Genomic DNA, 25,468 nt, shown 5'->3' on the forward strand with positions numbered 1-25,468 from the left:
CGAGACCTTTCATGTTGAAAATCTCCCACCAAGTCAGCATCCCCGATGACGAGATCGAATTTGTGGCGATACGCGCGCAAGGTGCCGGCGGACAGAATGTCAACAAGGTATCCAGCGCCATCCATCTGCGTTTCGACATCCAGGCCTCTTCCCTGCCCGATTTCTATAAACATCGTTTGCTCTTGCTCTCAGATCACCGCATCAACAAAGAGGGCATCATCGTCATCAAGGCCCAACAGTTCAGGAGCCAGGAAAAAAACCGGACAGCCGCTCTGGAGCGTCTGCAGGAACTGCTCAAGAGCGTCACCGTCACCCGCAAGAAACGCGTCAAAACCAAGCCTAGTCGAAGCTCGCAACGAAAAAGACTGGATCGGAAAAACAAACACGGCCAGAAAAAGGCCCTGCGGGGAAAAGTACACGATGGCTCTTAAAGCGACTATCTTCAAGGCCACGCTGCAGATTGCGGATATGGACAGAAACTACTATCAGGAACACCTACTCACCGTTGCCCGCCACCCGTCAGAAACAGACGAGCGCATGATGGTGCGGCTGCTGGCCTTTGCCATGAACGCAGATGAACGGCTCATCTTCACCAAAGGGATCAGTACCGATGATGAACCCGATATCTGGAATAAGAGTCTGAGCGGCGAGATCGACTGCTGGATAGAACTCGGACAGCCCGACGAAAAAAGGTTACGCAAGGCCTCTGGCCGCGCCAAGAACGTAATCGTATACCTCTATTCCGGCCGTGGGGCCGATATCTGGTGGGAACAGAACCGGGACAATCTGCAACGCCTCTCCAACCTCTCGGTAATCAACCTATCAGACGACTCCAGTCAGGCACTGGCGAACCTGGCACAGCGCAACATGCAGCTACAGTGCACCATTCAGGATGGACAAGTCTGGTTCGGCAGCGACAGCGAGACCATCGAGATCAATCCGGCAATCTGGAAACACGCAGAGAACGTTTGAGAGAAACTTTGAACCTCGCCACTTTGAATTCGCAGGCATGACCAAGCACAGCGGATCAAGCAACAGACTCAGCACGACAAGCGGCTTTTGCCAGTTTCGCAAATTTGAACGGGTCTACAATCGCTCATTTGCAGCTTCGAAGCTGGAGATCTCTCCCTGCGGTCGAGATGACAAAAAAATTTTTTGATCAGCGCCATCCTAACTGACATGTCGAAACCTCTAAACCACTTGCGGCAAAGTTCCGGTCTCCTGACAATCCTGCTCATCTGGAGTCAGATATCCCTCTCTGACACCGGCCTGGAATATCTCAATCAACTGCGCACCCAGGCTGGGATGGTAGAATTCAGGCACAATATTCAATTGGCCACTGCAGCAGGCAGTCACGCCTACTATCTTGACATCAACCGTAATGCCAAGCCCCCCTATCTATCCATCTCCGCCCACACCGAGATCAAAGGCAATCCTGGCTTCAGTGGCATCGATCCCGGCAAACGGGCGCAAAATGCAGGCTATGCCCATGAGTTAGTCAAGGAAAATGCCACTATCGGAAAGCACGACGTTCACAGTGCCATCGACAATCTGATGAGCGCCATCTACCACCGTTTCACCTTCCTCGATTTTGCCGCTGATGAGATTGGCATGTCACTCGAAGGCATATCTCAGGTTTTCAAACTCGGACGCAGCGACCTTCAGCAACTCTGTACCCAACCCCCTGCGGTCGCCGTCTCCAGTGCCCCGGTAAACTGTTTGGGTACACAATTGACTCAGGACTATTTCACGCAGCTCTGCAATGAGATCCCACCACACGCCCACTTCCGCAAGCCATGGCCGGAAGCCTGCCCCGGAGGCATGTTGCTTAATAGCGACTATATGGAGCAGTTTTGCCGACAAACTCCCCCACAAGCGATATTTTCCGGAACCGGTAGATACTACACAATCTGCCATGGCAACAAACAGATTGATGCTGAGTGGCTCGAGGCTTTTTGCAGCACACCCCCTGCAGGGGCCAACTACGATCAGAGCGGCAAGTACTACGAAATATGCGAACCCCCTGTGAGGGTAACAGCAGAGTGGTTCCGGGAAAACTGCAGATCAACGCCGGATTGGGGACGCTACACTGCCTCCTGCAGCTATCTGCAATTTTGTGCAAACCCGGTGAAATTGCGTGAGGAATACGTCGAACAGCTCACCCGGTTGCGTCACGAGGAGAATCCGGAGGTTGTCCTCTGGCCACCTAAGGATGCCGTAAATATCCCTCCCGCATTCTATGCAGAGGAACCCGACCCGCTGCCGGACTATGAGGTCTCTGGTTATCCGATCTCAATCCAGGTCAATCCAGCACTGACAGGGACCCTATCTCTTGGTGCCTTCACCCTTCACAAAATCACTGACCAAGGGCTTGAGCAAGTAGAACAGGTTCGACTGATAAACTCAGAAAATGACCCCAACCATCGATTTACCCGTCGGCAGTTTGCGCTCTTCCCGCTTCAGCGGCTCGACTGGAACCAGTCATACCTGGCCATTGCAAAACTCAATGCGAATGGTGCTCAACAAACATTGAATTGGACCTTCACCACTCAGGACCCTGGTGGAGCTCTGATCCACCTGGATCAGTCCCCGAATATCATCAGGATAACCCCTGGAGTGAACTACGCACTCTATTGGCCACCCACGGTTGACTTTCCCACCCTTCCGGCTCAGGTCAAAGCAACGCACCACCCAAAAATACGTGTCGACCTGAATAGTATCGATCTCAATACCCTGCGTGTCCGTATTCAAGGTGAAACCTGTGCCCCTGTTACGCTGCAGTTTTCCAGCATCTACAACATCGAACTTCTGCCGACTGGCTGCTGATCATCACGATTCACTCGATACGCTCTCCCAGCAAACCCCGTAAGCTATTCCGATCACCACTTCGTCCCATAAGATATTTTTAAGGGCGATAAAAAACCTGTTGACATATTAGTTTTTGCTTATATACTTATCCCCATCGAGTCACAACGACCGAAAACAAAATCAAACAACTTATTACCGATACAGGAATACAATCATGAAAAAAATCATCGCAATTGCCGCACTGATCGCCTCCACCCAGGCCAACGCTTTCTGGGGTTTCAACGACAACGGCTACAACGACGGCATGTTCGACGGTTTTGGTGACGGCGACATGGCTTTCAACATGAACTTCTCAGGCAAAGCCCGTTCAAGCGCCCATACCACCGCTCGTGGTTACGGCTATGATGCACCCTACTACTACGGTTATGCACCTTACGGCGCTCCCTACGCACCTGTTGCCCCGGTTACCCCCGCTGCACCGGAAGCCGCAAAGTAATTCAGGCCACGCCTGATCAGGAAAAAGCCAGCCTTCGGGCTGGCTTTTTTTGTTTTCAGGGTCTGTAAAGCCGATCCATCTCCACAATACCCCCAGCCTGTAAAACACCTGATGAAATACCATGCCCGCTGGTTAATAACTAATAAAACAATAACTTATTTACGTCATTACTCATATTAATAAATTTCAGGGAAATTAGTTTAGAACTATTCCAAAATAATAGTTGACAGTTTTAGTTGGTCTTTGCTCTAATCCCTACCAGATCACTTGGTTATTAATACACGCACGTAATGCTCATTTTCAGGAGGCTTAAAATGGCAAAGATTCGCAGAGCAATCAAAGTTTGGGGCGCGCAGATGGATGACGGCTCCATGGTTACCAACGACGATCCACAAATCGTCTCAGTTACCATCCATCCCGATGGGTCAGTGCACACCCTTGATCCAGCAGGCAAAGAGGCTGTTGCAGAAGGCACATGGGTGACTTACAACCCACGCTTTAACTGATGCAGGGTAGTTATCCGTAGAGAATCGGGTAACATGAGAGAACAATATAATTTATATGAAGATATAGACTCAACTTCATGTTTTTATAATAAATAATAATACTAGCACTAAAACGACCTCCACTAGTCGCCTCTCAAATAGAGAGGCGGCTTTTTTTTCGCGGAAAAGTAACCCATTCAGTGATTGCCTGATCCGCTGCGCTTGATCTGGCCTACGGTGTGGCTCTTTTCGCGATTAACAGCAACTGCCTCCCGCTGATTCCTCTTCACCCTGCCCTGCCTGCCTGAAGGGCAAACTACTGCCACAATCATCGAAGATACCGTAGTGAGTATCCCAATTCCCATAGAATTCAAAGTATTCACTGAAGCGGGTTTCATTCAGCATCCGGTAGGTATTGCCGCAGACCAGAAACATTCTGCCCTTCTCAATGATATGGTGGTCATCCAGGGCGAAAGTCTGCTCGCTCTCCGGGATACCCCCTTTATAGACCACTGCCTGTCCGTAGTCCTCGCAGGCCGGTTCCAACCCGTCCAGCTTGAACAGCCGATAGGTCGCTGAGTAGAAACCGATGTGGCCTATCTTCTCTTCGATCTCCGGATTATCAATGGTAATCGGGCGATCCTCCACCAAGCGGGGATCAGCAAATCCCGCTTTTTTCGCCAGATTCTGAAAATCGTTCCAGTAGAGTGCGCCACTCAGACATTCGCCGTAGAGCACAGGGTCGGCAATCAGATGCTCAGGCACCCGCCGGTCAGAGTAAACATCGGAAAAATAGAGCTCACCACCTGGCTTGAGCAGGCGATAGGCCTCCCGCAACACGGCCTCCTTGTCGGGAGAGAGGTTGATGACACAGTTGGAGACAATGATGTCGAAACTGCTCTCCTCAAGACCCAACTCATCCAATTTCTCGATGTAGCCCTTGCGGAATTCCACATTGCTCTTGGCATAACCAAAACGGTCACGATGCCATTCGATATGGCGGTCTGCGACTTCAAGTTGTTCATCGGTCATATCCACGCCAAGCACATACCCCGACTCACCGACCATCTGCCCCAGCGCGTAGCAATCCCGTCCGGAGCCACTTCCCAGATCGAGAATTCTTGTTCCTTCAAGCAGTTGAGGGCTCACCAGGCCGCAGCCATAGTAGCGGGCCATAACTTCGTCGTGAATATTGGACAGTGCATCGCGCAGATAGCCAGGCATCTCAGCATCAGTGCAGCAGGCATTGGTCTGGAGGTCTCCAGAGTGCTGCAGCACCTTGCCGTAATACTCTTTAACCGTATCTTTCATCTCTCTCAGATCTCTTTTGCTGGTGTGACAGCCCGCTGGAAAAGCGGTTTGGCAACACACACTATTATGAAATTAATCCTAAGTCGACAGAAGTTACCGCGTAATTCTCATGATTATGTTTCACGAGGCCCTTACTGGTTTCTGGCTAAACGCTGGAAGGTCAGCGGTGCTTCATCTGGCGTTGATAACTCGAATTTCGGGGTTCAGGGTGGAGGTTGGCTTCTCTAAATGTGCCGAACGTAGGGTGCGCCGTACGCACCACGATTACCCATTCTGGCGCGCACGGCTCACCCTTCCAGAGAATTAAACGCCACCAGCTTGTACCCATGATTGACAGAAAGTTACCGGTCATCTATCTTGAATAAGATTAATGAACGTTAATTAATATATGCCGGGAAAAACAGACGTGAGCAATACAAGAACAGCCATCCTCAAGGCGGCAATCCTGCTTTTTTCCCAGCGAGGGTATGAAGGGGTATCCATGCGCAATATCGCGTGTGCAGTTGACATCAGCACTCCTGCTTTATACAACCATTTCAAGGATAAACAGTCGCTCTATATTGCAGTCATCACCGATACTTTCGAGAATAAATCAGAACTGCTACTGCAAGCACTGACTGGGCAGGATAAGCCAATACTACGCCTGCAGAACTTCATCACCCGATTAAGCGAAGTGTTGCATGATGACCCCGATTTTCATCGCCTGATGCAGCGCGAATTATTAGATGGCGATGAAAAGCGACTACGCTATCTGGCGCAGGAAGTTTTTGGTCATTCATTCCAGCACCTGATGAATCTGTTGATTGAATTAAAGCCCGATTGTGACGCACATAGTCTCTCAGTCATCATTATTGGCATGGTGCAAAAGCCTTATGAGCTGAATCCTTTGGATCGTTTCTTCCCTGGCAGTCAACCGGCGCACAACACACCTGCTTACATTACCCAACAGGTAATGGCCGTGGTATCCGCATATTTGGGAGATAGGACATGAATCATTTTTTTCTGGGTTCGGCATGGCTACTGCTTACTCTCAGCACCTTGGTATCTGCAGCACCTCCTAAAGATATAGCACCACCCCAGGCCACTCCGGTCACCATGACCAGAGCCGTTCAGACAACCATGATTTCCACAACCATGGTTCGAGGAGAGGTTGAAAGCCCCAGTACGCCCCATATCGCAGCCAAGGTTTCTGCGGAAGTTGACAGTATCAAAGTGGATGAAGGTATGCAGGTGCAGTCGGGCCAACTGCTGGCAGCGCTTGACGATGAGACATTTAAGATTTCCGCAGAGATCGCCAGCGCTGAAATCCAACGTCTACAGATCCTGATTGATAATCAACAACGAATTCTGACGCGCAACAAAGAGCTGTTCAGTAAAAATCTGGCTTCACAATCAGTTCTGGATGATGCGCTAACAGCCCTGAAACAGTCCCAGGCAGAATTGATAGGCACCAGAGCTAAACTCAAAGAGGTTCGTTATCAACTCTCCCATACCAGAGTAACCAGTCCTGTCGATGGCATCATTCAACAACGGACGGTCTCCAGGGGTGATTACGTCAAACCTGGTACCCTGCTGTTTCAGATAGCATCGACGGACAGCTTGCGCGCTCGTCTCTATTTCCCGGAGACGTTGGCCACATCGGTCTATTTGGGCATGAAGGTAGAGTTAACCCAAGGTGAGCAAACCGTAATCAGCGAAGTAACTCACATACGCCCCATGCTGGAAGAAAGCAATCGAGCGTTACATGCACTGGTTGATTTCCAGAACGAGGGCCAATGGAAACCCGGCTCCAGTATTATTGCCCGGGTGATACTTGAAAAACATACGCAAGCGGTGGCCGTGCCGGAAAAAACACTGGTGCGCCGGCCTGCCGGTATGGTGCTGTATCGGATAAAAGGCAACGCAGTGACGGAGCAGGTCGTCACGACAGGTTTGAAACAAGGAGATCTGATTGAAGTGACGTCGGGTATTAGCGCAGGGGAATCTATCGTGCTGGATGGCGCCGCCTGGCTGACTGATGGTGCAAGAGTGGAAATTCAGGAAAGCGCACAATGAACCTGCCGGCTTTCTCCATAAAGAACCATGTGCTGACCTATATGCTCAGCCTGGTGCTGATCCTCTTTGGCGTGATCAGTTATAACCGTATAGGCGTTGACCAACTGCCAGAAATAGAATTTCCCATGCTATCTGTATCTACGGTATTGCCAGGCGGAGATCCCTCCATTATCGATGCATCTGTGACCAATATCATCGAATCCGCAGTAAACAGCATTTCAGGTATCGAAACCATTCAATCCTCATCATTGGCAGGGGTATCGGTAGTAGTTGTTCAGTTTGATCTGTCAAAAGACATTGATACAGCATTTAACGAGATGCAGGCAAAAATCAATGAGGTAATACGCCTGTTGCCCAATGATACTGAAACACCCATCGTCAAAAAGGTGGAGGTTGGTGGAACCCCTGTCATGTGGCTGTCATTGCAGGGAGATCGCACCCTGCAGCAGTTGAATCTCTATGCCAAAAACATCATCAAGAAGCGGGTTGAAACGGTGAGTGGCGTAGGTAATGTGTTGATCGCGGGAGAGCGTGAACGCACCGTGCGGATCAATCTGGATATCCATCGCATGGCCGGACTTGGTATCGCAGTAGATGATGTGATTGGCGCATTTCAACGTGAGCACATCAAGTTGCCTGGCGGCTTCGTGGTCAGCTCGGATCGTGAACAACAACTCAAGCTGGACCTTGAGTACCATGACCTGCATGCGCTGAAAAATCTCATCGTCAGTTATCGTGATCATTTGCCGGTTTATCTGCATGAGGTTGCTGATATCGAAGATGGGCTGGAGGATTTCAGACGATTTGCCAGCTATAACGGTACGCCTACTGTTGGACTGGGACTGATCAAAATATCCGGCGCCAATACGGTAGCCCTTATCGAAGAAGTTAAACACAGGCTTGACGGCGATATCCTGCCGCAGCTTCCGCCTGGCATGAAACTGGAAATAGTCGTGGATGATGCTGACCTGATAACGGCTATCGTTGAAGGGTTAAAGACGCATCTTTTCGAAGGTACTCTGCTGGCGGCACTGGTGGTCTGGTTATTTCTAAAGAGTATGCGCTCCACCCTGATCGTAGCCACGGCTATTCCTGTCTCGCTACTGGGTGCCGTTGCAGCCATTTACTTCGCAGGCTACACCTTCAATACCATGACCATGTTGGGACTGCTCCTGCTCATCGGGGTAGTGGTTGATGATGCCATTGTAGTTTTGGAAAACATCTTCCGGCATATGACGAAAGATCCTGACACCGCACCAGAGGTACATGCGATTCAAGGCGCCAGTCAGGTCATGTTTGCCATACTGGCCTCCACCTTTACCCTGGTTTCTCTATTCGGTGCGGTGGTATTCATGGAAGGAATCATTGGTCGATTTATCGGTTCCTTTGCGGTTGTGGTGGTTTTTGGAGTCATGGTTTCTCTGTTTGTATCGGTTACGCTCACGCCCATGCTGTGCGCTAAATACCTGCGCGTCAAAACGAACCATGGTTTGATCTACCGCGTACTGGAATCCATATTTCAAGGCATGGAGCGCCTATACAAAGCAGTACTCGGTTTTGCAGTCCACCAACGCCTGCTGGTTATAGTACTGGCGGCCTCGACCGTTTATGCAAGCGGATGGTTCATGGGACAGTTAGGCAAGGGGTTTATGCCGGAAGAAGATCAGGCTCGCTTTATCGTCTCTTTAAAGACGCCCCTGGGATCCAGTATTGAATATACCCGTGATCGACTTCACCGTGTCGAGAACATCCTGAAACAATATGATGAAATTTACGGCCTGTTCAGCACCATTGGAACCGGTGACAGAGGCCAGGTAAATCAGGGTGAAATCTATGTCAGCCTGATACCCAGGGAACAGAGGAAATTACATCAGACCAAAATCATTGAAAAGGTTCGGGTAGACCTTGCCAAAATACCGGGCGTTAAAGCCTTTGCTGCTCCAGTCCCTATAGTTGGAGGGCAACGCGGCGAGCCACTCCAGTTTGTACTCAAGGGGCCAAACCTGGAAAAGGTAGCTGCGCTATCAACAAAATTAGCCAACAGGTTACAACAAATCCCGGTCATTGGACCGCTGGACACGGATCTGCAACTGGAGATGCCCGAACTCAAACTCGTTCCTGATCGTGAACAAACCAGAGATGCTGGACTGGACGCCTTGACCGTCGGCAATGCGCTACGGGTACTGGTCGGTGGCCTGGATGTAGCCAAATATAATGACGAGCCAGGTGATGGCGAACGCTATGATATACGCCTAAAGACAGCACCTGGCACCATGACCTATGAAGGTGAGTTGCAACAGGCCTATCTGCGCAATCAATCCGGCCAACTGGTCAGACTGGATAGCGTGGCACAATTTGAATCTGGACTGGGTCCTGCCACCATAGGTCGATACAATCTGCAATATGCGGCTACTTTCTTCGCCACACCCACGATACCGGAGGGGGATGCTTCAATCATTGTATTGGATGAAGCGAAAAAATTACTCCCCACAGGCTATCAGGTAGAACTTATTGGCCGCGCCAAGGAGTTCAGTAAAACGGTGGGCTATATCATGTTTGCTTTTGCCACAGGATTGATCCTGCTTTACATGACACTGGCCAGTCAGTTTAACTCATTCATACAGCCTCTGATTGTCATGGTTGCTCAACCTCTTGCCATTATTGGTGGCATCTTTGGACTCTGGTTAGCCGGGCATTCACTGAACATCTATTCCATGATCGGATTGGTATTACTGGTTGGTCTGGTGGCAAAAAACTCTATACTGCTCATCGACCTGACTAATCAGATGCGGGCACAGGGCAAGCCAATCAACGAGGCCTTACTGGAAGCCTGCCCCATAAGACTGAGACCGGTATTGATGACATCGCTGACAGTTATTCTTTCCATGATCCCGGCAGCTATGGGCATAGGTGCCGGCGCAGATACCAATGCACCACTTGCTGTGGCTGTAATTGGCGGCATGGTCAGTTCAACACTGTTGACCCTGATCGTCGTGCCTGCAGTTTATTCACTGGTGGAAAATGGTTTAGAACGGATACGGAATCAGATGCATAAAAAACCACAACCGGAGTAATCATGGTGCGCACAGCGCACCCTACATCCTGGCTGAATCCGTGATTATCACGTTGAAGGGGCGCTAATCGCAACGACTGAACAGATCGGTATTTCCCAGTGCTTCCCGGCATTGCGCACCGGTTTGGGTGAAGATATCTGGAGACAACACCTGTTCATCCATCTCCATCAGCAACAATTGATCGGCAAGGTCACAGGCCTGAGTACCGGCACACTGTAGTCGCCTTCCGCACACCTTTTGGCGCAGCACTTCGCAAGATGTGCTCGGTGTACCTGTGGGACGCTTGGTGCAGGTCTGAAAATAGTCGTTTTGTGTCAGCGCGTCGAGACAAAGACGTGAACTTTCACGGGCGCGCCCGTCCCATTGCTGTTGCGCCTCCTCCTGCTCCAGCGCCAACAACTGCCGGGCAGGATTACAGGCAGGATGGCCACGACACTCATCATGCTGACCGCAGACCTTTCGGACCAACAGGCTACACGCCTCCCTCTCCTCCTCCATCTGCTGCTGCTGTTGGGACTCCAGCAGTATCGCATCCCTCACCACAACACCATCCCTCACGATAATCACCGCGCCGTTGTCGAGCCGATGCACGCCATCCCACAGCTGGGAACTCACCCCCTCGGATGAGCGGGTAGCCTTGTTGGTAATTGGATCGATAGTAATGCGACTGCCGTCAACCATACTGCCTTCCCATGCCGCCCCGGCAGCGTTGAGTAAAAATGGCAGAAAAAGCAATAAAAAGAAAAGGGGCCGATATGACAGCATGAAAATCACCCTGAATAAGCACTTGAAATGTTTCGGGTCGTGTTCATGAAGAATAACATAGATTACTAATACTGGAAGCGGCGGTGCGTCACCTGTAGCCGGTTTCCGATACCCGTGACGGGCAGCCTGTCTAGGAGGCTGTCGGGTTTATCCGTTTGAAGCGAAAATCACTGGGGGCGAATCAAATCAGTTTATCGAATGAGGCGAATAGCGGGCCTATTTAACGAGTTCGATAAGCTGAGTTGATCGCCATCCAGGGATTTGCAGCCAAACCGCGTTAAACTCAACAGCCTCCTAGGCAAAATCCGGGGTAGGCAAACTCTCTGCTCAACCGCTATTCGCCGGCATCGCCGATGATGAGTACCGCATCCTCGTAGTGTTTCAGGTTGTCCCGGCGTTTTTCAGCAGCTGCCAACACTTCTCCGAGAATGATTCTGGAGACATCCAGCGCCGCTTGGGTGCGGTTGCTGACAGCTTCGGTATGTGCGGGCTCAGCGGCAATCAGATCAATCGCCCCAACTTTGGCATAGAGGGCATTGTGCATGCGCCTGAGTTGCTTGAGCGCTACGACAATCCCCTTTTCTCTCTGTGCATCAGTGACTTGTTTATCCTTTTCAGCACTCTCGCTGCCATCATCCGAGAGATGGAGAGCTTGGCGCGCATTGATAAGGAAGCTATTGGAAGCAGCCAGTTTCTCGTTGAGTTTCTTCACAAAATCGGCCTTCCGGGAACCATCGACATCCCCAGAAAAGGAGATTTCAGCCTCCCAGGCTGCCGAGAGTGCCTTATCGAGCGAACCGGCACCCTGCCCGACTTTCGACCGCAGATCGTTAAACTCCTCTTGAGTTGCCGCAACATAGACCTCCCTGTTGCGCTCAAACACCCGTTGAAGCGCAGGGCTGCCGCCTGCAGGCTCCTCCGCCTCCAACTGCCTCTGCATTTCCAGATCGTCGGTAACATCCTGTCCGTTCGCCAGTTTGTTATCAATCTGTTTCTGCAAAGCCTGTTGACGATCGAGCCGACTCAGCAGATTGACTGAATCACCGCCAGCTGCAAACAGGGCCATGCGCTGGGCGCCCCGGATAATGGGTGTCGGGTCAGCGGAGAAGGATTTGACATACCAGTTACCGATGTCGTCCTTTGCAATGGCGTAGTTGGTATCGCCGCCGCCACTGACCCGGACACTGTTGATATTCTGCCAGTACTGTTTGTCGATGCTTTCGAGGATCGGAATTCTGTATTTATCGTCTTTGTTGACCAGTTTTTCACCACCACCAAAGGGGAGAGAAGCTTTAAAACCTCTCTCGTCGAGCATGTTTTTCCAGCGGATACGTGATTCGTCCTGCAGACCGGTGGCGGCAAAACTGGAACGCAGATAGGCTGATGGGGGTCGAATATGGATCATGGAGGCCCGATGCTCCAGCGACAACTTGAGCGCCTTTTCGATCTGCCCTGCGCGACCGGTATCACCACCTTTACGGGTAGCAAGCACCAGATCGTAGCGCAGGAAGGCAATCAGATCGTCCAGGACCTCGCGCTGGTTCTTCTCACCCCTGGGAGGGACGGCATAATCAGTATTGACCTTTGCCGCCTGTTCCAGTGCCTGGTATTCAGACTCCTGCTGATGTTCAAGTCGGCGTTGGTGGGCTTTAGAATGAGTGAGCTCATCAGCCTGATTAAGAATGGAGTTGCCGATGGCCTGTAGCACCAATGTGTAGCGATCCAGGCCATCATCGATTGCGGTTTCCGACCTCTCGAAAAGCTCCCGGTGGTTGGCAATGAACAGTATCTTTTCAGCAAATCTTATCAGTGCATCCCGCAGCCGTCGCCGTTGCAATTTTTCTTCACAGACCACACCGATGCAATCTTCCCCGTCTCTTGAGTCGATATAATTTTCAACCAGGGTTTCCAGACCATCATCGAGTCGGCCTTTTTCAAAATCGAGGCCTGAGACGGTCGTGGCGAGCTGCACCAAACGCCGTTTCATCATCGGGATCAAGGGGCGTCCATCTGGTTTCATCAGAACCAGGTCTTCAATTTTCACCCTGTGTTGTACGTCACGGACCATCTTCACTGTCTCGAAGGGCTTCTCCTCAAGCCATACGCGCAATACCTCTTTTTTACTGAAAAACTCCGGTGCGCTCGCAAGCTGGGCAGTAAGGGCGAATAGTTGCTTTTGATGACCAGGTCTCCTATTCGCGGCTTTCAACGCCTTTTCAAACTTCCCTACCTTGATGATTGAGACAACCACATCTGTCGCAAGTCTGGTGACTTCCTGCTGATCTACCAATGTTTTGAACCTGGGCTGGTTGACCTCGACGATCACCTTCAGTGCCAGTGAGAGCATTTCTGACATCAGCCTTCTATATGCTTGCGGGTCATTAACAGAATCAGTCTTTTCAAGCCGCTCCAGAAGCCGCTCAGCCTGGGAAAGATATCTATCCATCAGGGATTCAGCCCGGTTTTCATAGAGACAGAGGATCGCATTGACTCTTCGCGCTTTTGCATTTTTCTTTAGTTCGACCCAGTTACTGCTGTCCGGCCGCACACACCCCTCATCGACAACAAGAAACTCATCACGCAGCTGCAACAGCACCGGCTTGGCCCCAATCGCCATCACTGCCATCTGTTCGATCTGTACATCCTCGTGGTTGGACATGGGACCTTTGTAGACATCCACATCCACGCGCATGGTGGCGCAACCGGCAGTCAGCAGGAGGATAAGCAGCAGGATTGCAAGAATACCTTTGCGACCGTTCATTTGGCGGCCTCCGGCATGTCCTGCTTGGCATCGGCGATCAGATCATCCACCTGTTCACGCTGACTGCGCGTGGTGATCAACGCCTCGAAGAGCAGATTACTCAACTCATTGCTGCCTTGGCTCTGGGTGACCTGGGCCAGTACGCCGAGGGATTCATTCATGGCGTTGAAAAATGCCTCAGGTGAAGAACCCATGGCAATTACCAGCCGGTGGCTGGCCGGGGCTTCGCGGAATCCCTCGGGGCCGAAGAGCATCAGCCGTCTGCCGGTTTCAAAACTACTGAAGGTTTCGTCCGATTTTTCGATAGTGACCTTGTCGCTTCCTTTCTGGAATGCTGTGGTGCTGCCCAGGGCATCCATCACCTGTGCCGGCACCCAACCCGAGGCGAATTTTACCCCGCTGAGAGCGCTGGCCTGACCATGCACCCTTACCCGGTAGACGGTGGGTGGAATCTGGTCCTGCGGATCGAAGACACCGAGATAGTAGGTCTGCTCAATCTCGTTACTCGGTGTCCGCCCAGCATAAGCGGTCACCACCGCCGCACCCAATGCAATGCTTTGTGCGTCTGTCGCGCAGCCGCTCATTTGCGACAGGAACACGATGGCGCCGAGCACAGCGGCAAATCCACGCAGTGAATATTGAGTGCCTTTTTTCATGAATCTTCTCCCAGAGGGGCAGGAACGTGAGACGAGGCAGGAGGGCAGTCACTGGGGACTGCATCTGGCGTGGAAATAGAACCGAGGATGGTGTTCGGCAGAAGGGTCAACATGAAATTTCCTTTTCTTTTTCTTCTTCTGTTGCCTGCTTGTATTTGTGACTTCTTATTGATTAACCACTTTAGTTCCATTCAATGAGAATGCAAGAAAAAAGGGGGGGCGGAGGCGTCACCCCCCACTCTGCCATTTTACCGGCTCACCGCCGCCAGGCGTGAAATCGTTCGACCCAGTTCAGCAATTTTTCCGGTTTGTGATTCCTCTTCCAGACCCCTGCAGCGTACTTGTTGGCCTCAAACAGGGTCGGGTAGATATGGATGGTCCCAAGAATCTTGTTGAGCCCAAACCCATGGCGCATGGCGGCGGTAAATTCGCCGATCAACTCCCCCGCATTTTCGCCGACGATGGTGGCGCCGAGAATCTTATCCTTGCCCGGCACTGTGAGTACTTTCACCATGCCATGAGCCTCACCCTCGGCGATCGCCCGATCAAGTTCAGAGAGGTCGAAGCGGGTGACTTCATAGTCGATGCCCTGCTGTTTGGCCTCCTGCTCATTCAGACCGACCCTTCCCACCTCGGGATCGGTAAAAGTGGCAAAGGGAATCACTGAATAGTCGACCTTGAACTTTTTGAAGCTGCCGAAGAGGGAATTGACTGCAACATACCAGGCCTGGTGACCAGCGGTGTGAGTAAACTGGTAGGGACCAGCCACATCGCCGCAGGCATAGATGGTGGGGATACGGGTCTCCAGATACTCGTTCGTCTCGATGGTACCGTTCGGATTCAGGGGAATATCCAACGCTTCCAGACCAAAGCCCTGGGTATTGGGGCGACGTCCCACCGCGACCAATACCTGATCGAAAACGACTTCGACGGTTTCTCCATCGTAGTCGCAAAGCAGTCGTTTCTCGCCATCCACCACCTTGAACCCGGTGGCACGATGACCGACCAGTACATTGATCCCCTCCGCAAGAAAGCGTTCGGTGACCAGCGCAGCCACATCCTCATCCTCGCGAATCATCAGTCGCGGCGCCATCTCTACCATGGTGACCTGACTGCTGAAGCGGGCAAAGGCCTGGGAGAGTTCGCAACCGATGGGACCACCACCAAGCACCAGCAACCGCTGTGGGAGTTCTCTCAGCTGCCACAAGTTGTCCGAAGTCAGATAATCGATCTGATCGAGACCCGGAATCGGCGGCACAAAGGGTCGCGCGCCGGTGGCAACAACGATGCCCCGGGTGGTGATCTCACGGCCATCCACCTCCACCACATAGGGCGAGGTGATCTTCGCCTCACCCTGGATTACATCGACACCCAGTTCCGAATAGCGTTCAACAGAATCGTGAGGCTCAACCTCACCAACCACTTTTTGTACCCGCTCCATGATTTGGGCAAAGTCATATTTCACATCGATAGCATCGAACCCCCACTCCTGGGCACGTCGGGACTGGGCCAGAATCCGTGACGAACGGATCAGCGCCTTGGAGGGAACACAACCGGTATTCAGGCAGTCTCCCCCCATCCTATGCTTTTCGATCAGGCTCACTTTCGACTTTACTGCAGCAGCAATATAGGCGGAGACGAGACCCGCTGAACCACCACCGATCACCACAAGATTTCGATCAAACTTTGCCGGACGTTTCCATCCGGCCATGGCGCGGCGCGCCTTGACCAGTGCGACAAACTTTTTCGCCAACAGTGGAAAAAAACCGAGCAGCACAAAGGAGCCAATCAGGCCTGGTGACAGAATCCCGGACAATGAGTCGAGTCCTGCCAGTTGGGTACCCGCATTGACGTAGACAATCGTGCCCGCAAGCATGCCGACCTGACTTACCCAGTAGAAGGTTATGGTTTTGATCGGCGTCAACCCCATCACCAGGTTGATGACAAAGAAGGGAAAGAGCGGAACCAGACGCAGGGTGAACAGATAGAAGGCACCATCCTTCTCTATACCTGCATTGATCGATTTCAAACGGTCTCCGAAGCGTGACTGAACCGTATCACGCAACAGAAATCGTGCGATGACAAAGGCCAGCGTGGCCCCTATGGTAGAGGCAAAGGAGACCAGCAGCAGCCCCCAAAGCAGGCCGAAAACCGCCCCAATCGCCAGGGTCATCACTGTTGCCCCCGGCAGTGACAATGCGGTTACCAACACATAGACAACAAAAAACAGCGCCGCCGCAAACAGAGGCTCAGACCGTCGCCACTCGATCAATGCATCCCGCTGTGTCTGCAGGTACTCCAGGGTAAGGTATTGGGTCAGGTCGAAGTAAAAAAACGCACCGACCAAGCCGATAATCACCAGCAGTAAAAGCCCTTTTTGTCTATTCATCAGTCCTGCAATCTCTCAATGATAGTATTTGTCAGACTCTACTACGCGAGAGAATCTCTCGCGGATTCATCCGCCACAGTCCCACAATAGGCCATACAGGGAAGAAACGTAATGCCCGGCCAGCATGAAATCTCCTTTCCTATTTCTGAATCAGGTAACATTAAGTCTATGTTTGACCGTCAGGCGCTTATCGAGCGCGTCCAGAAAAAATTAAAAAAGGTGCTGCAAGACCATGCAGCCACCTCAGATCAGGTCATCACCCTGACGCTGCCTCTGCCGGAGGTCCACCTGCACAATCTGTCGGCCATGGCTGATGACAACTGGTTTTTCTGGGCCAAACCCGAACAGGATGAATATGTCATCGGCATCGGAGATGCGCTGACTATCACCACCTCCGGAAACGACCGGTTGAAACGCCTGGCAGCCGCATTCAAGCAGCTGCTAAGCCGTTGGATACGGCTCGATCCTGAACAGACCACCTGTCACCCCATCACTTTCATCGGCTTTGCCTTTGCACCCGACGACCCAATGGATGCTGCATGGAAAGGTATGCCCAACACCGGACTCTTTCTCCCGCAACTGCTGCTGCAACAGCGTGATAACAGTTGCGTACTCTCATGCAGTTGGGACTGCAGCGTCGATAACGACAAAGGCGTCATCCTGGGGCAGTTGATCGGACGTCTCGAAGAACTGATTACCACGCTGTCACATAAACCGGGACCATCGGGACAACGCACAACCTTGACCCGGATTGAATCGACCCCAACACCGGATAAGTGGCTGAGGCTTGTTGAGCAACTCCAGTCCGGGATAAAGCGCGACGAGTTGGAAAAAACCGTGCTGGCTCGACATATCCGAGTGCAGGCCCAGCACACACTGAATCCTGTACGACTCTCTGCAACCCTAAACTGCCTCTATCCCCGCAGTCTCCATTTCGCCACCTGTTTCAATGGGGTAACGCTGACTGCCGCCACACCGGAACGACTGCTCTCTTGCCGGGGCTCAGAGATCATCTGCGATGCGGTCGGCGGCACAACACAGCGAAGCGCCGAAGAGAACAAGGATCTGGCGCTCGGCGAGGCACTGCTGTCTGATCCCAAGACGGCACATGAACATCGCGTCGTGGTTGATACCATCAAGCAGGCTCTGGAACCACTCTGTACTCATCTACGACATCCTCAAAAACCACAACTGATGCCGCTTCGAAACCTGCAACACCTCTGGACTGAAATTCGGGGAGAGATGAATCCCGGTATCAGTCTGCTGGATGTCGCCACCAAACTACACCCCACAGGTGCCGTAAATGGGGCACCGTCAGACAAGGCCTTTACCTGGCTGCGGAGAAATGAACCATTCAACCGTGGCTGGTATACAGGCGCGGCAGGATGGCTGAGCGCATCTGGAGACGGAGAGTTGGCCGTACTCCTGCGCTGCGCCCTGCTCGATGGAGACTGCGCAGAGCTCTATGCAGGCGCCGGAATTACCGCCGGTTCCGACTCTACTGCCGAGTTTAAGGAGACGGAGCTGAAATTTTTTGCAATGCTGGAAGCATTGGAAAATGCCTGAGCATACGAAAGGCGTAAATGAAGACACCGCCGCCCTCAATCTGCGCTGGGCAGATGCACTGATCGATGGGATAGTGGCGACCGACGTCCATCATGCCGTAATCTCTCCCGGCTCCCGCTCCACGCCGCTGGTGCTTGCGATCGAGCGGCGACGCGACATTACCAGCTGGCACCATCCCGATGAACGCAGTGCGGCTTTCTTTGCGCTAGGTCTCGCCAGCCACGACCGCAAACCGGTAATCGTGATCGCCACCTCAGGCAGCGCCCCCGCACACTGGTATCCCGCCGTCATCGAGGCAAACCGCGGGAACATCCCTCTGCTACTGCTCAGCGCAGACAGGCCGCCGGAACTGCAAAATTGTGGTGCCAACCAGTCTGTCGATCAAAACCGGCTGTTCGGCTCCCACGTGCGTGGTTTTCACGATCCGGGACCCGCTGCGCCCGAGGCGTTTGACTATATCCGCGCTCTGGGGGTTCGCGCCGGTCACCAAGCCTGCTGGCCCAATCCCGGGCCGGTGCATCTCAACCTTCCCTTCAGGGAACCACTGGTCCCAAAGCAGTTTCCCGAATTACCCAAAGCCACCGCCAAACAAATACCACCAACACCATCAATCCTGCCGGATAAGAATCAGATAGAGAGCGTCCAGACCTGCATATCGGGACTGCCCGGCCTTATCGTCTGTGGACCCAATGCCCATCACCCCGGATTCCCGGATGCCGTGACAAAATTGGCCAAAGCGCTGGACACACCGATTCTGGCCGACCCCCTCAGCCAGCTGCGTTTCGGCAATCATGACCTGTCGCACATCATCAGCCGCTACGACGGTTTTCTGCGCAACCCGAATTTCCGACAACGGCATCAACCCGCATGGGTATTGCGATTCGGCGCAGCGCCCGTTTCAAAAATCCTGCACAACTATCTGGAAGGGAGTGATGTCCCTACCCTGCTCTGCGACCCTTTCGGCAACTGGCCCGACCCACTGCACCAAGTGACGGAGATGATACGCGCCACACCGACGCTGTTGTGCCAAAAATTGCTGGAGATGAATCCTGTCTCTACCGGGGATAACTGGTTCAATGACTTTGCCGCCCAGGAGCGGGCCTTAAACAACCGGCAACCGGCTCCTGAACCTCTCCCCTTTGAAGACAAAATCATCGCTGAGATTTTTAATTGCATCCCATCCGGCGCTACACTATTCAGTGGAAATTCCCTGCCCATACGCCAACTCGATTCCTGGAGCGGCACCTCCGGCAAGACGATCCGTTTCCTCGCCAACCGGGGTGCCAGCGGTATCGACGGAAACATCTCCACCCTGCTCGGCATTGCAGCCACCAACAACGAACCTGTTATTGGATTGCTGGGTGACCTGACCTTCTTCCACGACATGAATGGCCTGCTGGCCATGCGGGATTCAGACGCAACCATTATCCTGCTCAACAACGGCGGCGGAGCCATCTTCGGCCAACTGCCACAGGCCGAACTGGAAGGCTTTGAAAAACACTGGCTGATGCCCACGGGCCTGGATTTCTCTCACGCGGCGCAGCTGTTCGTGATCGATTATCGCCGTATTACAAAACAGGCCGAATTCAGACCCGCCCTGAGTGAAGCCATCACGGAAAAACACGGCACGATCATCGAAGTGATGATCGACCGGAAACAGAGCCTGCAACGCCAGGCTGACTATTGGATAGATTTCAATAATTAGATGTTAGGAGCGGCGCCCCACCAAAAAGAACTATCTGCCTTGCGCGCCGCCTTGAAGTCCCGCATCACGCCGGGTAAGGCCGAGATACTGCAACGTTTTTTTAAGACAGGCCCAGGCGAGTACGGAGAGGGAGACCGGTTTCATGGCGTGGTGGTGCCGGATCAACGCAAGGTTGCCAGGCAGTTCAAGTCCCTTGCCCTTCCAGCCGTAGAGCAGCTTATGCAGTCGGTCTTTCATGAAGAGCGCCTCACCGCCCTCTTCATCCTCATCCACCAGTTTGAGATGGGTAAGCTTGCTGTTAAGGAAAGGATCTTTCAGACCTATGTCCGCAACATGGAGTACATCAATAGCTGGGATCTGGTTGACAGTTCCGCACCCCATATCATCGGTGCCTGGCTGGAACAGCACGATAGATCTCAGCTCTACGAATGGGCTGATTCAGACGACCTTTGGCAAAGACGCATCGCCATGCTCGCTACCTTCCGTTACATCAAAAATGGGGAATTCGAGGATGCGCTCAAAATCGCCGACAAACTGGTCGGCGACCCCCAGGATCTAATCCACAAGGCCGTAGGCTGGATGCTCAGGGAGATCGGCAAACGGGATCTTGCCAGAGAGAGACAATTTCTCGATCGCCACGCTGCCACCATGCCACGCACCATGCTGCGATATGCCATAGAGAAACTACCGAAATCCCAAAGACAGGCCTATCTGAAACTGAAACCCTAAGCCTGTTAGAATTGATTTTTGTTAAGCACTCAGAGCAATCCATGCAGACCTCCATTAGTTGGCAGACACCGCCGAATCTGGCATTCGAAGATATCCTCTACCATCAGGCGGAGGGCATCGCCAAGATCACCATCAACCGGCCCCATGTCCGCAACGCCTTTCGGCCGGAAACGGTGGAGGAACTGAGCCAAGCGTTCCGCCATGCCCATCTCGATCCTAAAATCGGCGTCATCATTCTCACCGGCGCGGGCGACCTCGCTTTCTGCTCCGGCGGGGATCAGAAGATTCGCGGTGACGGCGGTTATCGAGACAACAAGGGTGTGGAACATCTCAATGTACTGGAACTACAACGCCAGATCCGCACACTGCCGAAGCCCGTGGTGGCGATGGTCGCAGGTTATGCGATTGGCGGTGGTCATGTGCTTCACCTGATCTGTGACCTCACCCTCGCCGCAGACAATGCCCGCTTCGGCCAGACTGGGCCGCGGGTGGGCAGTTTCGACGGTGGACTGGGCGCGGGGCTCCTGGCCCGCACCGTGGGGCTGAAAAAAGCCAAGGAGATCTGGTTTCTCTGCCGCCAATACGATGCAGAGCAGGCACTGGATATGGGGCTGGTTAACAAGGTCGTACCCTTAGCTGAGTTGGAACAGGAGACAGTGTCGTGGTGCCGTGAGATGCTCACCCTCTCCCCCACGGCCCTGCGCGTACTCAAGGCCTCATTTAATGCCGAAACCGATGGCCTCTCCGGCATCCAGGAGTTGGCCGGCAACGCCACCGCCCTCTTCTATCTCACCGATGAAGCTCAGGAAGGGCGGGATGCCTTCGTGGAAAAACGTCCGGCTGACTTCGACAAATTCCCCCGCCGCCCATGAATCAGTGGCTGCTCGCGATACGCCCCAAAACGTTGGGTATCTCACTGGTACCGGTGTTGGTGGGCAGTAGTCTCGCCTGGATAGAGACTTCGCAATTCAGCTGGGTAACTGCTATAGCGGCTCTTCTCGGCGCTCTGCTGATTCAGATCGGCACCAATCTGCACAACGACGCGGCAGATTTTGAACGGGGCGCCGATACAGAAGCCCGTATGGGTCCCGCCCGCGCCACGGCAGAGGGCTGGTTCACTGCCACAGAGGTCAAGCAGGCAGCCTACCTCAGCTTCGGCACCGCTTTTCTTATCGGCATCTATCTGGCCTGGATTGGGGGCTGGCCAATCATCGCCTTGGGACTCATCTCCCTCACTGCGGGTTATGCCTATACCGGTGGTCCCAAACCCATCGCCTATAGCGCCTCTGGTGAACTGTTCGTCTTTCTCTTCTTCGGACTCGCCGCCGTGATGGGCAGCTACTATATCCAGACCCTGACACTCTCCCTCAATGCTTTTGCCGCAGCCTGCGCGGTGGGTTTTTTGGCAGCAGCGGTGCTGCTGGTCAACAACTACCGTGACCTGGATACCGACCGGATCGCCCGCAAGCTGACTCTGGTCTTCCATCTGGGTCGGAAGCGCGCCCGGATACTCTACGGCTTCCTGCTGCTGACACCGTTTCTGCTGCCTCTCATAATGAACAAAGAAGCCCCCAGCATCTGGCTACCGCTCGTTGTCCTGCCCTGGGCTGTTATGCTTTTGCAGCGTTTCATCTCGACTCCCGCCGGCCCCGAATTCAATCAGTTGCTGGCGCACACCGCGAAGTTACAACTTATGTTTGGCCTGCTGCTCAGCCTGGGCCTGCTAATCTGAGATGCACATTCGATCAGCCCGCTTGATCTCCTATTCACTACCGCTCAGACAGCAGTGGCAGAGCAGTATGGGGGGATTTTGCGAACGAAAGGGCTGGCTGATAGAACTCTCCTGTAACAATGGCGCCAAAGGATATGGGGATTGTGCCCCACTGCAGGCGGCCGGGACCGAGTCACCAGAGATTGCAAAGCAGTGGTTGAAAGAACAGCTATCGGCCACGGAGGGCAAATCACTCTCTGAACTCCTACGAAGATGCACTGCGGGAACCTCACAAACCCCTGCAGCCCGTTTCGCCCTGGAGACCGCACTACTCGATCTTTTTGCTCAGTCTGAACAGGTCACGCTGCGCTACTGGATCAACGCAAAAGCCACTGACCATGTTTTGGTAAACGCAGTGATCGGTACTCTGAACGATTCAGTAGAAAAACGGGCGTTCCGTAAAATTGAGCAGGGTTTTACGACCTTGAAATTAAAAGTCGGTGTAAGGAGTCCGCAGGATGAACTGGCACAACTGCATGGACTGGCACAACAACTACCGGAAAAGATCAGACTCAGACTGGATGCCAACCAGGCATGGAGTTCCAGGGATGCGGAGTACTTTATTGACGGCATTCGAGGACTGCCCATCGACTCCCTTGAAGAACCATTGCGTGAACCTGACCTGAAACTTCTGGCAAGATTACAGAATCTGGCCGACTGCTCTCTGGCCCTTGATGAATCGCTTACACAACTTCATATCGACAAGCTCCTGGTAGATCCTCCGGTAAAACGATTCATCCTCAAACCCATGGTAATCGGCAGCCTGCTATCTACGAAAAAACTTGCCGAATCGGCTGCAAATGCCTGTGTGGAGTGCGTTGTCACAACAACCGTAGACAGCGCGGTGGGAGTGCTGGCAACTGCCCAGTTGGCGGCGGCCATTCCCTCCTCCCGACATCTGGCACAGGGTTTGGCCACCAGTGAATGGCTGGAAGAGGACATCGCAGAACCCCTTGCCATCACTAATGGTCAGATGATATTACCTGATACACATGGACTTGGAATCGGCCCAATCACCACAGCCTAACGTTATGTCTACCTACGAATATCAATTTACCGTTCCGCTACATGACATCGACGCGGCCGGAGTCATGTTTTTTACGCACATCCTGCGCCATGCACACAATGCCTACGAGGCATTTATGGCGGAGATCGGCTTCGAACTGAAATGCCTGATCGAAGAGAACCAGCATCTGCCTTTGATTCATACCGAGGCCACATTTCTACGGCCTATCAGACACGGCGACAGTGTTACCGTACGGCTGCAAGTGGCAACGGTTGGAGATACCTCCTTCACTGTCAGCTACAGCTTCAATAATCAGGATGATAATGAACTGGCGAAGGTGGAGACAAGCCACGTCCTGATCTCCCCTTACAAGGGAGAACGTCGAACTCTGCCAGACGACCTGCGGGAGGCGTTGTCTAACTATCTGGACTAAGCGCCTTCCGATCCAGCTTTCCCAAACGTGTTATGGGCAACGACTTCACCTGGCAGAACGCCCTGGGACGCAGTTTGTCCGGCATATTGGCACGCGCCCAGGTCTCGACCGCCTCAGCTGAAATAGTGCCGACATAGAATGCAATGAGCCGATGACCCCACACCGGATCCTCTTTTCCTGTTACACCAACCTGTTCCAGGCCCTGACACTTGATGAGTAACGACTCCACCAACGCAGGATGAATATTGTTGCCGCCGGAAACAAGAACATCATCTGCACGCCCCGCTATCCGCAGGCGGCCCGCCTCATCGAACTCCCCAAGATCCCCCGTTTCGAACCAGCCCTGGCACAAACCCTCACCAGGATTCAGCTGCGGATTAACGTAACCTGCCATCACCGCTGCTCCCCGCACACGAATGCATCCTGCTGGAGAATCACTCAGCGCTACCTCAAAGCCCTCCAGCGGCATACCGGCAACACCATCAGTCAACCCTGCATTGACAGTGTCATCCGCTACACAAAGTGATCCGGTTTCACTCATTCCATAGCTGACAACAATCGGCCACCGGAGACGGTGGGCACGTTCAGCAAGAATAGTGGAAAGCGGGCCGCCACCAATCAGCACAACACGCAGACTTGCTGGACACGGCCTTCCATGGCTTTGGTCAAGCAGGCTCGTCAGCATCGCCGGTACCAAAGATATATGGCTAACGCCTCGATGAAGAATATCGTTCAAAACCCGTGCCGCATCAAACCCCTGATGCAGCAATAGCGTAGCGCCAACCCGCAGACAGCGGACCGCGACAGCTAAGCCTGCAATATGGACCATCGGCATACAATTCAGCCAACTATCACCCAATTGGAGATCAAGGTATTTCGTGGCCGCAGTTGCACTGGCAGCCAGATTGGCACCTGTCAACATTACCCCTTTTGGCTCCCCAGTGGTGCCACTGGTAGTGATAACCAATAACACGGTTGAACCGTCTTGAGCTGAGTTTGGCTCCACTGCCGATTGGTGAGAGAGTGCTGTCTGTTCCAACAAACTGGACACAGGAATGTCATCAACATCTGCGACAAAATCCGCCATACCTTTATCCACAACGGCAAATCGGCAACCGCTCTGCCTGATCAGCGGCAAATACCTTTCTGCCGGGATAGATGGATCAAGAGGCAACAGCGCAAACCCCATCTTCAGGGCCGCATGAAACAGCAACAGTGACATCCAACGACTTTCGATGCAGATAGCCACCACACCGGAAACTCCGGCTTGAGCCAGTCGGATGCAGACAACATCCACCTGCCGTTCCAGGCTGACATAGCTGGTTATCTCACCATCCAGCAAAACTGCCGGGGATTCGGGAAACCCGATAGCTGTTTCCGACAGCCATTGCCCCGGCAATACTGACAACTCAGATGGACTTGATGGTTTGAACTTCATTATCGAAAGTTGATCTACGT

The 25,468-nt window shown here is 52.9% G+C and carries 21 protein-coding genes; 15 read left to right on the top strand and 6 right to left on the bottom strand.

Translation table 11 applies throughout. The features are described 5' to 3' along the window. Positions 1–11: 11 nt before the first annotated feature. The 5 genes from arfB (at position 12) to HPY30_00310 (ending at position 3,810) form a co-directional block, all read left to right on the top strand. The gene (arfB, locus tag HPY30_00290) at positions 12–431 is read left to right on the top strand and encodes an aminoacyl-tRNA hydrolase (protein ID QYZ64563.1); all 420 of its coding nucleotides are present in this window, start codon (positions 12–14) and stop codon (positions 429–431) included. Next, positions 421–972 carry a YaeQ family protein gene (locus HPY30_00295; protein QYZ64564.1) on the top strand — a complete coding sequence of 184 codons (552 nt, stop codon included), beginning with the start codon at positions 421–423 and terminating at the stop codon, positions 970–972. The genes arfB and HPY30_00295 overlap by 11 nt, the downstream gene beginning before the upstream one ends. 207 nt (positions 973–1,179) lie before the next feature. Further along, positions 1,180–2,826, top strand: a complete 1,647-nt coding sequence (locus HPY30_00300) for a CAP domain-containing protein (GenBank protein ID QYZ64565.1) — start codon at positions 1,180–1,182, stop codon at positions 2,824–2,826. A 196-nt stretch (positions 2,827–3,022) separates the two neighbouring features. Then, positions 3,023–3,304, top strand: coding sequence for a sulfur globule protein CV1 (locus HPY30_00305; GenBank protein ID QYZ64566.1), 282 nt, complete (start codon positions 3,023–3,025; stop codon positions 3,302–3,304). A 314-nt stretch (positions 3,305–3,618) separates the two neighbouring features. Continuing rightward, on the top strand, positions 3,619–3,810 hold the full coding sequence (locus HPY30_00310) for a hypothetical protein (GenBank protein ID QYZ64567.1): 192 nt from the start codon (positions 3,619–3,621) through the stop codon (positions 3,808–3,810). 234 nt (positions 3,811–4,044) lie between these two features. On the opposite strand, the gene HPY30_00315 is transcribed toward HPY30_00310, so the two are convergent. Next, the gene (locus HPY30_00315; GenBank protein ID QYZ64568.1) at positions 4,045–5,100 is read right to left on the bottom strand and encodes a methyltransferase domain-containing protein; all 1,056 of its coding nucleotides are present in this window, start codon (positions 5,098–5,100) and stop codon (positions 4,045–4,047) included. 406 nt (positions 5,101–5,506) lie between these two features. Here HPY30_00315 and HPY30_00320 point away from each other — a divergent pair, with 406 nt between their 5' ends. Genes HPY30_00320 through HPY30_00330 form a run of 3 tightly spaced genes read left to right on the top strand, consistent with a single transcriptional unit; the run spans position 5,507 to position 10,229 of the window. Then, complete coding sequence (locus tag HPY30_00320) at positions 5,507–6,091, top strand: TetR/AcrR family transcriptional regulator (protein QYZ64569.1); 585 nt, start codon at positions 5,507–5,509, stop codon at positions 6,089–6,091. Next, complete coding sequence (locus HPY30_00325) at positions 6,088–7,155, top strand: efflux RND transporter periplasmic adaptor subunit (protein QYZ64570.1); 1,068 nt, start codon at positions 6,088–6,090, stop codon at positions 7,153–7,155. Before HPY30_00320 ends, HPY30_00325 begins: the two co-directional genes overlap by 4 nt. Next, a complete protein-coding gene (locus HPY30_00330; GenBank protein QYZ64571.1) occupies positions 7,152–10,229 on the top strand; it encodes an efflux RND transporter permease subunit in 3,078 nt (1,025 codons plus the stop codon). Before HPY30_00325 ends, HPY30_00330 begins: the two co-directional genes overlap by 4 nt. 63 nt (positions 10,230–10,292) lie before the next feature. Here HPY30_00330 and HPY30_00335 read toward each other — a convergent pair whose 3' ends face one another. From HPY30_00335 to HPY30_00350, 4 genes are all read right to left on the bottom strand, one after another. After that, complete coding sequence (locus HPY30_00335) at positions 10,293–10,910, bottom strand: hypothetical protein (GenBank protein ID QYZ67845.1); 618 nt, start codon at positions 10,908–10,910, stop codon at positions 10,293–10,295. A gap of 418 nt (positions 10,911–11,328) precedes the next feature. Next, positions 11,329–13,755: a hypothetical protein gene (locus HPY30_00340; protein ID QYZ64572.1), complete on the bottom strand. Its 2,427-nt coding sequence runs from the start codon at positions 13,753–13,755 to the stop codon at positions 11,329–11,331. After that, complete coding sequence (locus HPY30_00345; GenBank protein ID QYZ64573.1) at positions 13,752–14,411, bottom strand: hypothetical protein; 660 nt, start codon at positions 14,409–14,411, stop codon at positions 13,752–13,754. Before HPY30_00345 ends, HPY30_00340 begins: the two co-directional genes overlap by 4 nt. A gap of 256 nt (positions 14,412–14,667) precedes the next feature. After that, complete coding sequence (locus tag HPY30_00350; GenBank protein QYZ64574.1) at positions 14,668–16,800, bottom strand: FAD-dependent oxidoreductase; 2,133 nt, start codon at positions 16,798–16,800, stop codon at positions 14,668–14,670. Between the two features lie 168 nt (positions 16,801–16,968). Here HPY30_00350 and HPY30_00355 point away from each other — a divergent pair, with 168 nt between their 5' ends. Genes HPY30_00355 through HPY30_00385 form a run of 7 tightly spaced genes read left to right on the top strand, consistent with a single transcriptional unit; the run spans position 16,969 to position 24,010 of the window. Beyond that, entirely contained in the window at positions 16,969–18,366 is a 1,398-nt protein-coding gene (locus HPY30_00355) for an isochorismate synthase (GenBank protein ID QYZ64575.1), read from the top strand. Continuing rightward, entirely contained in the window at positions 18,359–20,071 is a 1,713-nt protein-coding gene (menD, locus tag HPY30_00360; protein QYZ64576.1) for a 2-succinyl-5-enolpyruvyl-6-hydroxy-3-cyclohexene-1-carboxylic-acid synthase, read from the top strand. Before HPY30_00355 ends, menD begins: the two co-directional genes overlap by 8 nt. Continuing rightward, positions 20,072–20,800 (top strand): DNA alkylation repair protein, encoded by a 729-nt coding sequence (locus HPY30_00365; GenBank protein QYZ64577.1) that lies wholly within the window; start codon positions 20,072–20,074, stop codon positions 20,798–20,800. Positions 20,801–20,841: 41 nt separating this feature from the next. Next, a complete protein-coding gene (gene menB / locus HPY30_00370; protein QYZ64578.1) occupies positions 20,842–21,672 on the top strand; it encodes a 1,4-dihydroxy-2-naphthoyl-CoA synthase in 831 nt (276 codons plus the stop codon). Beyond that, positions 21,669–22,532 carry a 1,4-dihydroxy-2-naphthoate polyprenyltransferase gene (locus HPY30_00375; GenBank protein ID QYZ64579.1) on the top strand — a complete coding sequence of 288 codons (864 nt, stop codon included), beginning with the start codon at positions 21,669–21,671 and terminating at the stop codon, positions 22,530–22,532. The genes menB and HPY30_00375 overlap by 4 nt, the downstream gene beginning before the upstream one ends. 1 nt (position 22,533) lies before the next feature. Then, complete coding sequence (locus HPY30_00380; GenBank protein ID QYZ64580.1) at positions 22,534–23,598, top strand: o-succinylbenzoate synthase; 1,065 nt, start codon at positions 22,534–22,536, stop codon at positions 23,596–23,598. Beyond that, positions 23,564–24,010: an acyl-CoA thioesterase gene (locus HPY30_00385; protein QYZ64581.1), complete on the top strand. Its 447-nt coding sequence runs from the start codon at positions 23,564–23,566 to the stop codon at positions 24,008–24,010. The genes HPY30_00380 and HPY30_00385 overlap by 35 nt, the downstream gene beginning before the upstream one ends. Here HPY30_00385 and HPY30_00390 read toward each other — a convergent pair. Continuing rightward, a complete protein-coding gene (locus HPY30_00390) occupies positions 23,994–25,409 on the bottom strand; it encodes an acyl--CoA ligase (GenBank protein ID QYZ64582.1) in 1,416 nt (471 codons plus the stop codon). The two genes, HPY30_00385 and HPY30_00390, sit on opposite strands and share 17 nt — an antisense overlap. Between the last annotated feature and the right edge of the window lie 59 nt (positions 25,410–25,468).

This window comes from Gammaproteobacteria bacterium (ex Lamellibrachia satsuma) (assembly GCA_019623805.1).
Taxonomy (GTDB): Bacteria; Pseudomonadota; Gammaproteobacteria; order Chromatiales; family Chromatiaceae; genus QGON01.